This window comes from Janthinobacterium foliorum, from assembly GCF_978021625.1.
The window spans coordinates 40,444-53,341 of the sequence record NZ_CDXDQE010000017.1; the positions used below are offsets into that span (position 1 = coordinate 40,444).

The following is a 12,898-nucleotide window of genomic DNA, read 5'->3' on the forward strand; positions in this document are numbered from 1 at the left end:
ATTTGCTCCCCTTAAAACTTCCGTCCCACCCCCACTAAAATCACATCCGCATCGCGGTGGTAATCCGTGATGACCCGGTTCCATGCCACTTGCGCCACCCAGCGGCGGTTGACGTGGTAGCGGGCCACGGCCGACAGCAGGCCGGCCATGCGCGCGCGGTGTTCTTCATTGTTTTCCGGATCGAAGGCCAGGTAAGGGCCAAGGCCCATGCCGAATTCCACTTTTTCCGTGAGCGAGCGGATCAGCCATAGCTGGCTGGCCACGCCGCGCCGGCGCGTGATGTCGGTGCTGCCTTCATTCAGGCCCGTCACCGTCCAGTCCACGTATTTGCCGATGGCGCGGCGGTATTCCAGCGTGACGGGCGTCGAGGTCTCCGAGCGGAAGCTGTTGACGATGGTGTGGCCCGTGGAGACGGTGAAAGTGTCGTCGTGCGACCAGTTTTGCAAATGCAGCTTGGCGCCCGGCACGCCGTCATAGCGGTAGCCGGCGCCGAGCAGGAAATGCGTGGTGTTGTCCTTGCCATCGGGCTTGATGCGGTTGATCTGCGCCTGCGCATACCAGCGGTTGTCGAACAGCCAGCGCGCCTGCAGGCTGACGATGGAACCCCAGCCATGGTCATTGTCAAAATTGTGCGGCGCGTCGTCCGTCTTGGCCGTGTCGAAGAAAAAATAGCGGCCCACGCCGGCGCCCAGCATCAGGCCCTGGTCCACGTTTTTCGTGCGCAGCCAGAACTGGCCCGCCATGCCGTCGCGGTGATGGTCTTCCGGGTGGCCTTCATTGATGTACGACAGGCTGACGGCATTGTAATTGCCCACCGGCTGCGTGTAGCTGATGGCGGCGACGAAGGTGCGCTCATTGGTCGAGTTGACTTTCAGGGCGCCGGCCATGCCGGACAGATCCTGTGCCTGGGCGGACAGGGGAGATATGGCGGCCAGCAGGGCCAGGACGGAGAGGCGTAGGCGCATGGTGTTTCCCAATGGTGGTGAGGCACGCGGAAGGTGGGCTGGGCGTCATGCGATAACGCAAGAATCCTGCACATTGACTACATTCGTAAATTATTCCATCTAGAAATAATCTCTGCAGTGTATAAGAAAGTGAGAATGTGTGAGGCACGCAACAAATTTCTTATTGGAAATTTATTGTGCAGGGAGGGACCGGGGCAAAAGGCGGTAGCGGAGGAGAGCGCCGGCCTGGAATGGCCGGCCGGCGCGGTATGGCGGGTATTATTGGCTCAACACGACCTTGTCGGCATAGTATTCCGTCTCGCCGAAGCATTGCGTCGGCACGCCCTTGTGCTGGCTGTAGGTGACGAGGATGCGCTTGCCGGCGGCCGCCGTCAGCTGCTTTGCCACTTCCTCGTCGCGCACGCTGAACTGGAATTTTTCCGGGATGGTGCCCGGCAGCGCCGTCAGCAGCAGTTCACCTTCCCAGGTCTTGCAAATCCAGCCCCGCTTGGAGAACTTTTGCAGGTAGCCCGCCCGTTCGCCTTCCGAGTACGAGAAGCTGAGGGCCATCCACGTGTAGGCCGCCAGCAGCAGGAAGCCGGCCACGAGGAAGATGACGAAGGCGAAGGTGACTTTTTTGGTCGTAGGGGTCATGTTGACTTTTATCGTTAAATTGAAGAAAACCCGGGGGCAGACGGGGGGCCGAGTCCCGGCGGATCTCGGCGTCCCCATCCGACCCCAGCCTTCCGCTAGTGGTGCACGGACACTCAGTCTTTCCGTCCGGCTTTCCAGTTCAAGCCAAAGCTGTAGCGCTCGTCCATGGCCTGGTGCGCCGTGATTTTACCTTGGCCGCCGAAGTATTCCACCAATTTTGTCACCTGCAGGTTGCCGCCGTGGTTTTCCAGCATGGCGATGGCGCACATGGCGTGCGGGCTGTCGCTGTCGAGGCGCACTTCCACGGTAGGCTGGCCGGGAATCTCGATCGTCACGACGCCGTCCGTGGCAGCCCAGTTCGGCACGCCCTCGTAGATGAAGGCATACACGAGCACGCGCTTGATCTGGTCGAAATGGGTACCGTTGATGAAGATGTTTTCACCGCTGCTGACGCTGCCCGTGCGGTCGTCGCCTTCCAGGTGGATGTACGGCGGCCGGTCATACGCGCCCCAGCTGTTGCCCAGCGCCTGCACGGCGCTCTTGGCGCCATTGCTCATCTCGAACAGGCAGCCGATATCGAGGTCGATGCCGCCGGAACGGCCGGCCGGCTTGTTGAACAGCTTGCCGAGGAAGCCCGTGTCCAGTTTCGATGCGGGCGCCTGGCCTTGCGATGCGTTCTGGTTCCAGTTCAGGTTGACGCGGATGCGGCCATAGCCGCCGCTGTCGCGCTTGTCGAGCGAAATCTTGTCGCCGCGCTTTTCCAGGCGGATTTTCGACAGCGAGATTTTATTCGCCGGCGGCGGCGCCGCTGGCGTGGACACGGGAACGGGCGCCGGCGCCGATTGCGCCGCCTCGCTGCCACCGAAGTGCTTCAACAATGCCGCCAGGCCGCCGGCGAAGCCCTGGCCCACGGCGCCGAAGCGCCAGCTGCCGTCGCGGCGATACAGTTCGCCGATGATGACGGCCTTCTCGTCCTGGAAGTCATTGCCCGTGAAGTTGAAGGTGGCCGCCTGGCCCAGCGCCATGCTGGAGTTGCCCAGCGCGCGCATGCTGCCCTGTTCCGTCGCCGCCGTGAATACCAGCTTGTCGATGGCGGCGGGCAGGCGGGAAAGATCCACCTGGAAGGTGGAGCGGGGGCCGTTCAGCTCCACCGTGACGGCGTTGTCCGGCGCGCTTTTCTGGTTGTAGAACACCATGTAGCGGTCGTCCGACAGCTTGCCTGCCGCATCGACGCCGAAGCAGCTGACGTCCACTTCCATCGAGCCGGAAGCGATATCGAGCGTGACGGCAAACGGGCCGTTCAAGCCCAGGTCCGCCAGTTTGCCTTTTTGTCCGCGTGTGAAATTGGTCATGGTCGTGCAATCCCTTCGTCGCTTGAGAGTTGAGTCAATGAGGTATTCGGTGCGTGATTTACAGTGGATGCCGCGGCGTTGTCGGCCGCATGGCGGATGCCGAACAGGCGCGCCTGTTCGATGATGCGCAGCGCCCAGCTGCTATGCGTGGCCACTTCGCACATCGATTCCTGCATGCGGAACACGGCCGGGCTGTCCGGGTCGATGATGCGCAGCGCCAGTTCGATGTCCGACTGCGCCACCTGGTAGTGGCGCTCGATCTGCGGCACCTGGTCCGGGTGGATGGCCGTCTTGGCGATCATGCCGTGCGCCATGTCCTGCGCCACTTCCGCATCGAGCCAGCTGCCCTGCGACAGATGCTCGAAGACGGGCGCCGTCAGCTGGAAGCCGTGCGGCTTGAAGATGGTGACCAGGCGGCCGATGACCTGGCCCAGCGGCGTTGAGTAAATGGTGCCGCTGGTGGGCCGGCGCAGGCCCAGCAACGCCAGCAGATCGTTGCCGCCGATGCGCAGGGCCAGGATGCGGCGCCGCACGTCCGGCGCGGACAGCACGATGCGGAACTGCTTCATTTCCTCGTCGTCGAACACTTCCGCCGTTTCCAGGGTCGGCATCAGCAGATGGTGGGTGTGGCGCACCTGGTCGAAGTAGGCTTCAAAATTGTGGCGCGTGGACTTGGGCAGCACGAAGCCGCTCAGTTTGTCGGCGCCGGGCATGGCCAGCACGCGCGCCAGCACGTCGAGATTGCGCACGCGCACGAAGCGCAGGGTATCCGATGCGGCGCCCATGTTTTGCAGCGCCAGCGATAAATTGAACAGTGCATAACTGAGGTCGCGTTCGGCGATGGCGTCTTCCGTGCACAGGATCACCGAGCGCAAGTGACTGAATTTGTCGCCATTGGCGATCGCCAGCAGATCCTTGTGCGTGGTCGGCACATACATGGAGGCGCCCAGTGCCGCCTTGTGTTCGCTTTGCGGGTGTAGGGAGTTGTTATCCATCGACTGCGCTCCTGATAAGGGCGACCGCCTGGTAAGGCAGCGCCGGTTCTACGGTGACTGGAATGGCTTTTTCCTGCGCCAGAAGCAGTAAATGTGCCACGTCCGGGGCATTCATGTCGCGCACGATCAGGCGTTCCGGCACGCGGCGCAGCAGCACGCGCGTCGCTTCGCCGATGCCCGGCTTGATCAGATTGATGTCGCTGATGCCGTACGCTTGCTGCGCTTGCGCCATGTAGGCTTGCGAGCGGGCCGCCATGGCCGGCGCATCGCTTGCCTCGGCCAGCGGGACGCCGCTGCTGGCGGCGATCGCCACGGCGTCGGCCACCAGGCCGTCGGCGAAGGCGCGCGACTGGTCGTGCGCTTCGAACTGCGCGTAGTACACGCAGCCATGGAAGTCGCCAGGGCCGATGGCTTCATTCAGCACGGAGCGGCTCACCAGGCCCGACACGGTGGCGTTCAGAATGCTCGACGGGATCAGATAGTCGCCCGCCGAGGCGGCGCAGGCGGCCGTGCCGGCCAGGTCGGACAGCACGAACAGGCCGCCGTCGATGGCCGTGCCATGCGCGGCGTTGAAATCGTTGACGGTCTGGCGCAATTCGCGCGAGATCACGCCCTTGCCCGTCCAGCCGTCGACGAAGACGATGGAGTCGGCGCCATGGCCTTGCGCCAGGATGTGGCGCAGGGCGTTCGCGTCGATACCGCGGTCGCGGATGATGGAGACGGAATAATGGCTGCATTCGCGCTGGAAGACCTGGCGCAGCAAATGGCCGAGGATGACGCCCACGGGCGTGCCGGCGCGCGCCAGCGACACCAGGGTGATGCGGCCGCTGCGGCGCGCCGCGATCAGGGCTGCCAGGCGCAGGCAGTCGCGCGCCATCTGCAGGCGGTTGGCCGCGAACGCGCTCTGGAACAGCGCCAGGTAGGCGGGCGAAGGCAGCGACTCGGGCGATAGCATTTCGCTGTAATGGCGCTGGCCCGACTGGATCAATCGCTCTTTTTCAGCCAGGTCGAGGATGGGTTCCAGTGCCATGGGCGTGAGGAGAAAAAGGACGTCTTCCTGGCGGTAGCTGCCGCTGAAATGCGCTGTCATGTCCGTCATAGCGCCGCCACGGTGAGGGCCGCCAGCTGGGTGCCGTTGGGAACGATGGCGTAGTCGCAGGCGGCCATGAAGCGCGCATCCGAGCGGCTGTCGCCCATGCCGAAACTGAGGATGGGGCCATGCTCGGCTTCCAGTTCCGCGCGCAGGTAGGCCACGGCGCGCGCCTTGTTCAAGGTCTTGGGCAGCACGGCCAGGTTGTTGCCGTTGCGGTGGATGAAGTAGTCGGAACCTTCGCCATCGATCCACTGCTGCAGCACCTGCTCCTCGATGTCGGCCAGGCGCTCGCCGCGCGCTTCATGGTCCTTGACGACGATGTAGAACGGCGTGTTGTAGTCTTCGATCAGGCGCGCGCGCGACGGCATGCCGGCCTTGGCCTGGAAATCGTCGATGATGCGCATGGCGTCCCGCAGGCCGGGCAGGGCAGTCTGCATGTCGTTTTGCATCAGCGCCAGCCAGCCCGCGTCGAGCGCGCCGCCCGGCTGCAGCACGATGCCGCCGTAATCGAGCACGCTGTAGCTGGTAAACGGCAGGTCGACGCGGCGGAAGGCGTCGCCGTTCCTGGCCGTGGCGGGGATCAGGGTCATGCCGCTTTGCGCAAACTCGAAGAAGGCGCGCTGGCGCGCCGTCGTAAACGAGCAGGCGTCGCCATTCTTCAGGTAGGCGGCCGGCTGCAAATCGGTCTCGCCGGGGCATTTCTTCGGGGTCTGGAACAGTGTGTCGTCCAGATCAACAAACAGGAATTTCTTCAATTTTGGTCTCTGACTGAAAGTGGAACAGGCGGCCGTTCAACTGGCCGGCGAGTTGCATGAGGGCCGGGCTGGCCGGGGTTTCATGGCAGATGAAGACGTGCTGGTACTGGCCAGGCGCCACGTTGTACAGGTAGTTGGCGATGCCTTCGCCGTAGTTGTCGTCGCAGCGGACGATATGGCCGACGGAGCCCCACGATAAAATCGGCGAGCGCGTGGTCGACTGCACCACCACGTTCTTGCCCAGGCTTTCCAGCTCGCGCGCCAGCAGGAAGGACGGGTGCATGAATTCGCCCGTGCCCAGCACCAGCACGGAGTCGCCGGCGCCGATTTCCTGCGCCAGCTGCACGGCCAGGCCCTGCGGCGGGCTCAATGCGCGGCCCACGCCAATGCGGCCAAAAGCCGGGCTGGCGCCCCGTTCCGCGTTCGCCTCGAAGCGCTGCGCGCTGGCCGCCACGGGAGCCGGCGCAGCGCCGGCCTGGAAGGCGTAGTGGCCGGAGAGCGCCGCGCCGATGCTGGTGGGCAGGCCGAAACGCTGCGTCAAGCCGGCGTTGGCGGCCTGGCCCATGAAATTGGTGATCACGCCCAGGTGCAGCTTTTCCAGCTGCGGATAGCGCGCGCGGCACACTTGCACCAGGTTGGCAAAGGTGTTGCCGGTCGACGCTTCATCGTCGATCAGCACCAGGCTGCGGGCCGTGGAAAACAGCGCGCTGGCCGCGTCGGACAGATGCAGGAACTGGCGCGGCGCGTGGCTGTGCGATTCCTCGAATTCGAAGAAGGGCACGCTGCCGACGCGGTAGCGCGAGCTGTGCAGGAACAGGGCCTTGCCATTCGGGTTGGCGCGCAGCCATGCTTCGAACACGCCCTGGCCCAGGCCGACCGCCGTTTCCGCCATGGCGATGAAGACGACGGGGCCGGGCAGGCTGGGCGGAATCTGCGCGGCCAGGTCGTCGTGGATGGTTTGCATGGCGCGCGGCGTGACGGGCCAGTGCTTGCCCAGCACCTTGGACAGGAATAAAAAGCCCCGCTTGGCGTTGGCGCGCGCGGCAAAGCCGATCAGCCAGTCCAGCGGAAAGCGCGCCTCGTCCACTTTCAGGGTCAGTTCGCCCGTGGGCATCTGTTTTTTGACGAGGTTCATGGCAGCTCCACGGCGTAGGCGGCTTCGGCCACGCGCATGCCCTCGCGGATGGCAGGCACGGCGAGCTTGTCGAAACCCTGGTCGAAACCGGCCAGCGCCAGGTAGGGCAGGTTCGGGCCGGCCGCGCAGGCCATGCCGATGCCGCCCGACATGCGCGGATTGATTTCCAGCAGCGCCAGGCCGTTCGCGCCTTCGCGGAACTGGATGTTGAACACGCCGTTCAGGCGGTAGTCGCGCGCCAGTTTGGCGCAGGCGGCCAGCAGGTCGTCGCGCAGCTCGATCAGCTGCCCGCTGCCGCCCGTGTGCAGTTTCTTGCGCGGCACGGCGCACACCAGCGCGCCCTGGTCGGCGACGCAGTCGGCGCTGTATTCGTGGCCATCGAGGTATTCCATCAGCAGCAGGGTTTTAAACGTTCTCATCTGCGCCAGGCCGCTGCGCAATTCCTGCGCGTTGACCTGGTAGGCGGCGCCGGCCAGCAGCAGCTGGGCGCTGGAGCGCTCTTCATCGAGCACGGCAAAGCCCAGGCCATACACGGATTCCGACGGCTTGATGCACAGCTTGCGGTGCAAGGGGCGCAGTTCGGCGTAGGCGGCGTCGTATTCTTCGATGCTGGTGACGGCGCGGTACTCGGCCGGTCGCGCCATGGGCAGGTCGAGGCCGTCGCAGAAGCGCGCCTTGTCGTGCATCAGGGCCAGGGTCTCTTCACTGGCCACGCTGAGCACGCGCGTGCCGATGGCGGCGAAGCGCGCGCTGGCGCTGCCGATCAGGCCTGCTTCCTTGCCGGGCCAGAAAATCGTGATTGCGCGGTCGCGGCAAAACTCCAGGCACCATTCCACATAATTGAGGCCCGTGAGGCCGGATGGTTCGACGGCGTATTCGTGGGCCGACAAAAAGGCGGCCGCGTGCGCATTCGTATTGCTGCACACGATATGGTAGCGGGGCTGGCCGCCCGTGGCGGCGCTATCGGCCTCGCGGATCAGGCGCATGGCCGTGCCGACGGAGGAAAATGTTTTGTTGAACCAGACTCTTTGCATGTACGGGGACCGGGTAAAGAAAGGGAAGCCGCGCGCAGGTGCGCGCGCGGGGAGTCTAACCAGCCAGACTTAACCTGGCCTTAGAATTTTTTTGAACTACAACGTTGAGCAACAAACTCACAGCGCCTGACAAAACCGTAGCGAGCGGAAGGAAGAGGTGGCCGGGAAGCGCAACCGTACTAAGTACGGGGGCGCCGAGCCGGTGAGCATCGCAGGCCGCCTATGCCGACGCGCAGTAGGTTTGGTCAGGTGCCTCTAGCCGGCCTTGCCGGAGGCTGTCCATTTGAGGAAGGCGTCGCGGTTGCGCGAGCAGATGAACACCTTGCCCGAGCCGGAAAAGCGCAGCACGATGCCTTCGCCGCTGGTGACGCTGTTGACGATATTGCCCAGGAAGCCACCGATGCCGCCGCCGCCCGAACCGCCGCCCGTGGTCACGGAAATCTCGTATTTCAGGCTATTGTCCCAGCACACCACGTGGGAATTGTCGATCACGACGTCCTTGCCCGGCTCGACGTCGAGCTGGAACATGGAGCCGAAGCCCGATACCACCACTTGCCCCGTGCCGGCCGTCTCCATGACGAAGAAGCCGCCCGACTGGGCGAACAGCGCATTGCCCAGGCTTTGCGTGCGCACCTTCATTTCCGTGCCCGAGGTGGCGGCGACAAAGGCGCCGTCGTTGAGCAGGTACTGGCGCGCGCCCACGTCGACCACTTCGATGGCGCCCGGCAGAGTGGGCGAGAGCAGGCAGTCGCCGCTGCCGCGCACCGCTTCGATGTGCTGCTGGAAGAACGATTCGCCATTGGCGAAGCGGCGCATGATGGCGCTGCCAAGGCCACCCGTCATCTTGCCCTTCAAATCCAGCGCCGTTTCCATCATCACCATCGCATCGGATTCGCAATAGATGGTTTCGCCCTGTTTCATGCTGACGTGGAGGAAAGGATCGACGTCGCCGGTGACACTAAATACTGGCATGATAAATCTCCAAAAAAAAGCCGCCTGAACTGTGCAGGCGGCAGTGATGATATGACATAAATACAATTCACCTCGGAAAACCGTTGCGGGCAAGCCCGGTGGGCGGCCCGCAGGGTTAGCGAGCGTGAATGTCAGGCATTGACGCCGAACGAGCGGGCGAGGGGGCCCAGGCCGCCATTGAAGCCCTGGCCGATGGCCTTGAACTTCCATTCGCCGTTGTAGCGGTAGATCTCGCCAAAGATCATCGCCGTTTCCGTCGAGCTGTCTTCGGACAGGTCGTAGCGGGCGATTTCGCGTTCGCCTTCCGCGTTCAGGCAGCGGATGAAGGCTTTCGAGACCATGCCGAAGTTCTGGCGGCGCGCGTCGGCGTCGTGGATGGTGACGGTGATGCTGATGCGGTCGATGTCGTTTGGTACGCGGGTCAGGTCGATTTCGATGCGCTCATCGTCGCCTTCGCCTTCGCCGGTCTGGTTGTCGCCCGTGTGGACGACGGAACCGTCCGTCGATTTCAGGTTGTTGTAGAAGATGAAGTCAGAGTCGCCACGGACTTTGCCGTCGCTTTTCAGGAGGAAGGCGCTGCCGTCAAGGTCGAAGGTGGCGCCGTCGGTCGAACGAGGATCCCAGCCGAGGCCGACGATGATCTTCTTCAGGTTCGGTGCTTCCTTGCTCAGGTTGACGTTGCCGCCTTTTTGCAAACTGATTGCCATGTGGTGCTCCTTTTCAGTAATTTACTTAAACATGCCTGCATGGGATGAGCGCGTAAGGCGCTCGTGCCATCACTCTCTCAATTGGGGACGAAATCCCCGATTTCAAGCTTGTGCCGCGTGCCGTTTGCGGTAACGCAGCGACGACCACAGCGAGACCAGGATGAAGGCCACGCCCGACAGGCCCGTGAACCACTCCGGAATATGGTACTTGACCGAGCCCAGCATGATCAAGGCCAGAATGCCGATCGCATAGTGGGCGCCGTGTTCCAGGTAGACGAATTCGTCCAGGGTACCCTTGTGCACCAGGAACACCGTCATGGAACGCACGAACATGGCGCCGATGGCCAGGCCCAGCATGATGATGACGACGTCGTTGGTGATGGCAAAGGCGCCGATCACGCCGTCAAAGCTGAACGAGGCGTCCAGCACTTCCAGGTACAGGAAGCCGCCGATGCTGCCGCGCGCCACGGTTTTCACCAGGTCGCCATTGCCGTTTTTCGCGGGGGCGGCGCCGTCTTCCTCGTCGTCCTGCAGGTCCGGTTCGCCTTCTTCCAGCAAGCCGCTGATCCAGTTCACGCCGATGTAGACGGCGATGCCGACGATGCCCGACGCCAGCACGCTGTATTTTTGTTCCGCAGGGCCCATGGCCACGCAGGCGGCCACGGCGCCCATGGTGATCAGCACGGCCAGACTTTCGGTGCCCAGCGCGTTGACTTTTTCCTCGGCCCAGCCCAGCCAGTGCAATTCTTTCTCGTCGTCGAACAGGAAGTTCAGGAACACCAGCAGCAGGAAGGCGCCGCCGAAGGCCGCCACCTGCGCGTGGTTGTCCGTCAGGTGCTTGGCGTATACGTCCGGCGTGGTGGTGGCCATGGTCCACACGTCGACCAGGCCCAGGCCCGTGGCGACGGAGACGATGACCAGCGGGAACAGCAGCCGCATGCCGAAGACGGCCACGAGGATACCGACCGTCAGGAACAGTTTTTGCCAGAATTCATTCCAGTGTCGCAAGACCGAGGCGTTGACCACGGCATTGTCGAACGACAGCGACACTTCCATGATGCCCAGCACGCCCGTGATCCACAGCGCCTGGATCATGCCTGCCGTGCCGCCGTGGCTGTAGCCCCACCAGCCGGACACCGCCATGAGGATGAAGGTGACGAAGAAGGAAATTCTGAAATGCCGCATGGATACCCCGTTGTGTGGAAAGACGTTTGCCTGTCGGCGCCGCGCTGCGCGCTGCGCCAGTGTTGATATACGTCAATTGTTGTATATGCCATGATTTTATATTAGTTGCCGCCGGGAGCGGCGTTTTGTATGGTGATGGCAGACAGTTCTGCTGGCGCGGTTGATCTGCGATAATTGCGGCGCAGCTGTCTCCCCAGACAGACATACCCTAATATAAAGAAGGAATACCCCGTGGATATCGCTTACCTCGTCACTCCCCTGATCACCTGGATCCTGGTCGGACCGATCAAATTCCTGATCAACAGCGCCCGCACGCGCCAATGGGCGTTTGGCCTGGTCGGCAATGGCGGCTTTCCCAGCAACCATAGCGCCGTCGTGTCCAGCATGGCGACCCTGATCGCCTTGCGCGAAGGCATCGGCCATCCCGCCTTCGGCGTGGCCGTGACCCTGGCCTTCATCGTCATCATCGATGCCAACAGCCTGCGCCAGCATGTCGGCAAGCAGGCGGCCGCCATCAACCGCCTGGCCAAGGAGGGCAGCAGCTCCGCGCATGCCTGGCTGCGCGAGCGCATGGGCCATACCCTGGTGGAAATCGCGGGCGGCCTGTGCACGGGCGTGGCGATCGGCTTCCTCGTAAACTACGTTTTCGCCCGCTGAACTTTCCTGTTCCCCCGTGTCATAAACCCCGCCTGAAGGCGGGGTTTTGCGTTTCAGGGCGTAAAAACTACGTTTCATCCACTGATTAAAGCATTACAGGAAACCGCCGATTGACATGGCCGGAGGCGCTCATGGATACTTTGGCGCTTGTGGTTTTAATAAAAATAATGACTTGCCGTTGCCTGACTGCCCTATCCGGGCGGCCGGGCTGGTGGCGGTGCTATCTATCCGGAGAATTACCCATGTTGCGCAAAACCCTGTTCGTTCTGGCAATCGCTTCTGCCTTGGCCGCTTGTGGCAAAGAGTCCAAAGATCCTGGCAAGGGCGGAGGCAAGGATGAAAAGGCCAGCGCCGCCGTCAATTTGCTGGTGTCGCCGGAAGACGTGCTGACCATCCAGAGCAATGCGCTGGCATCGGGTCCCGTCATCACCGGTTCCGTGCAGCCTGAACGCAATGCCGACCTGCGCGCCGAAGTGTCGGCCGTGGTGATCCAGGTCATGAAGGAAAATGGCGAAGCCGTGAAACGCGGCGACGTGCTCGTGCGTCTGGACGAAACGGCCATCCGCGACAGCCTCAATTCGGCCGAGGAGGCGAGCCGCGCCTCGGGCCAGGTGCTGGAACAGTCCGAACGCATGTTCCAGCGCATGAAAACCCTGCGCGCCTCGGGCATGACGTCGACGCAGGCGCTGGAAGACGCGGAAATCCGCCGCAACAATGCGCAGAGCGACCTGTCCGCCGCCAAGAGCCGCGCCGCCCAGGCCCGCCAGCAGCTGCAGCGCACGCTCGTGCGCGCGCCGTTCGACGGCATCGTGAGCGAGCGCAAGGTATCGAATGGCGATACGGCGCAAATCGGCAAGGAATTGATCAAGGTCATCGATCCGACCAGCATGCGCCTGGAAGGCCTGGTGTCGGCCGACAAGATCGGCGTCGTCAAGGTGGGCCAGCCCGTGCTGTTCCGCATTAATGGTTACCCAGGACAGGATTTCGCGGGCAAGGTGCGCCGCGTCGATCCGGCCGCCAATGCCGTCACGCGCCAGGTGGCCGTGCTGGTCGATTTCGTCGAGAAGGAACAGCCGCGCGTGGCCGGCCTGTATGCGGAAGGACGCATCGAGACGGAAACCGTCAGCGCGCTGATGATCCCGGACTCGGCCCTGGTGAAGGCGGGCGACGTGACGTACACGTGGAAGGTCAAGGACAAGGCCCTGCATAAGGCCACGCTGCGCATCGGCGCGCGCGACGTGCGCACGGGCCAGTGGGAAGTGCAAAGCGGCCTGGCCAGTGGCGACACCGTGCTGCGCACGCCCGGCTCGACCTTCAAGGATGGGCAGAAAGTGGAGCTGACGGCAGCCAAGGCCGTGCCGGCCGCCGCCGTGGCCAGCAGCAGCGCCGCCGTTGCCGGTAAAGGAAACTAAGCC

Annotated in this window: 13 protein-coding genes; 2 read left to right on the forward strand and 11 right to left on the reverse strand. The window is 63.3% G+C overall.

Features of this window, described 5'->3' with window-relative positions:
• Window positions 1-11: 11 nt before the first annotated feature.
• From ACZ92H_RS26455 to ACZ92H_RS26505, 11 genes are all read right to left on the reverse strand, one after another.
• Window positions 12-965, reverse strand: a complete 954-nt coding sequence (locus ACZ92H_RS26455) for a hypothetical protein (protein WP_131378945.1) — start codon at window positions 963-965, stop codon at window positions 12-14.
• 258 nt (window positions 966-1,223) lie between these two features.
• Window positions 1,224-1,598, reverse strand: a complete 375-nt coding sequence (locus ACZ92H_RS26460) for a DUF8785 domain-containing protein (RefSeq protein WP_092804187.1) — start codon at window positions 1,596-1,598, stop codon at window positions 1,224-1,226.
• A gap of 113 nt (window positions 1,599-1,711) precedes the next feature.
• Complete coding sequence (locus ACZ92H_RS26465; RefSeq protein WP_465051647.1) at window positions 1,712-2,950, reverse strand: TerD family protein; 1,239 nt, start codon at window positions 2,948-2,950, stop codon at window positions 1,712-1,714.
• Window positions 2,947-3,945 carry an HpcH/HpaI aldolase/citrate lyase family protein gene (locus ACZ92H_RS26470; protein WP_465051646.1) on the reverse strand — a complete coding sequence of 333 codons (999 nt, stop codon included), beginning with the start codon at window positions 3,943-3,945 and terminating at the stop codon, window positions 2,947-2,949. Before ACZ92H_RS26470 ends, ACZ92H_RS26465 begins: the two co-directional genes overlap by 4 nt.
• Window positions 3,938-5,044, reverse strand: coding sequence for a cysteine protease StiP family protein (locus ACZ92H_RS26475; protein ID WP_465051644.1), 1,107 nt, complete (start codon window positions 5,042-5,044; stop codon window positions 3,938-3,940). The genes ACZ92H_RS26470 and ACZ92H_RS26475 overlap by 8 nt, the downstream gene beginning before the upstream one ends.
• Window positions 5,041-5,793 carry an HAD family hydrolase gene (locus ACZ92H_RS26480; protein ID WP_131378941.1) on the reverse strand — a complete coding sequence of 251 codons (753 nt, stop codon included), beginning with the start codon at window positions 5,791-5,793 and terminating at the stop codon, window positions 5,041-5,043. Before ACZ92H_RS26480 ends, ACZ92H_RS26475 begins: the two co-directional genes overlap by 4 nt.
• On the reverse strand, window positions 5,771-6,928 hold the full coding sequence (locus tag ACZ92H_RS26485; RefSeq protein ID WP_465051643.1) for a phosphoribosyltransferase domain-containing protein: 1,158 nt from the start codon (window positions 6,926-6,928) through the stop codon (window positions 5,771-5,773). Before ACZ92H_RS26485 ends, ACZ92H_RS26480 begins: the two co-directional genes overlap by 23 nt.
• The gene (locus ACZ92H_RS26490; protein ID WP_465051642.1) at window positions 6,925-7,962 is read right to left on the reverse strand and encodes an ATP-grasp domain-containing protein; all 1,038 of its coding nucleotides are present in this window, start codon (window positions 7,960-7,962) and stop codon (window positions 6,925-6,927) included. The genes ACZ92H_RS26485 and ACZ92H_RS26490 overlap by 4 nt, the downstream gene beginning before the upstream one ends.
• A gap of 255 nt (window positions 7,963-8,217) precedes the next feature.
• Window positions 8,218-8,934 carry a TIGR00266 family protein gene (locus ACZ92H_RS26495; RefSeq protein WP_071078756.1) on the reverse strand — a complete coding sequence of 239 codons (717 nt, stop codon included), beginning with the start codon at window positions 8,932-8,934 and terminating at the stop codon, window positions 8,218-8,220.
• A 131-nt stretch (window positions 8,935-9,065) separates the two neighbouring features.
• The gene (locus tag ACZ92H_RS26500; protein WP_131378938.1) at window positions 9,066-9,641 is read right to left on the reverse strand and encodes a TerD family protein; all 576 of its coding nucleotides are present in this window, start codon (window positions 9,639-9,641) and stop codon (window positions 9,066-9,068) included.
• A gap of 102 nt (window positions 9,642-9,743) precedes the next feature.
• Complete coding sequence (locus tag ACZ92H_RS26505) at window positions 9,744-10,826, reverse strand: DUF475 domain-containing protein (protein ID WP_465051640.1); 1,083 nt, start codon at window positions 10,824-10,826, stop codon at window positions 9,744-9,746.
• Between the two features lie 231 nt (window positions 10,827-11,057).
• Between ACZ92H_RS26505 and ACZ92H_RS26510 the strand changes: the two genes are divergently transcribed.
• Both ACZ92H_RS26510 and ACZ92H_RS26515 read left to right on the forward strand, forming a co-directional pair.
• The gene (locus tag ACZ92H_RS26510) at window positions 11,058-11,483 is read left to right on the forward strand and encodes a divergent PAP2 family protein (RefSeq protein ID WP_131378936.1); all 426 of its coding nucleotides are present in this window, start codon (window positions 11,058-11,060) and stop codon (window positions 11,481-11,483) included.
• Window positions 11,484-11,725: 242 nt separating this feature from the next.
• Window positions 11,726-12,895, forward strand: a complete 1,170-nt coding sequence (locus ACZ92H_RS26515; protein ID WP_131378935.1) for an efflux RND transporter periplasmic adaptor subunit — start codon at window positions 11,726-11,728, stop codon at window positions 12,893-12,895.
• Window positions 12,896-12,898: the final 3 nt, after the last annotated feature.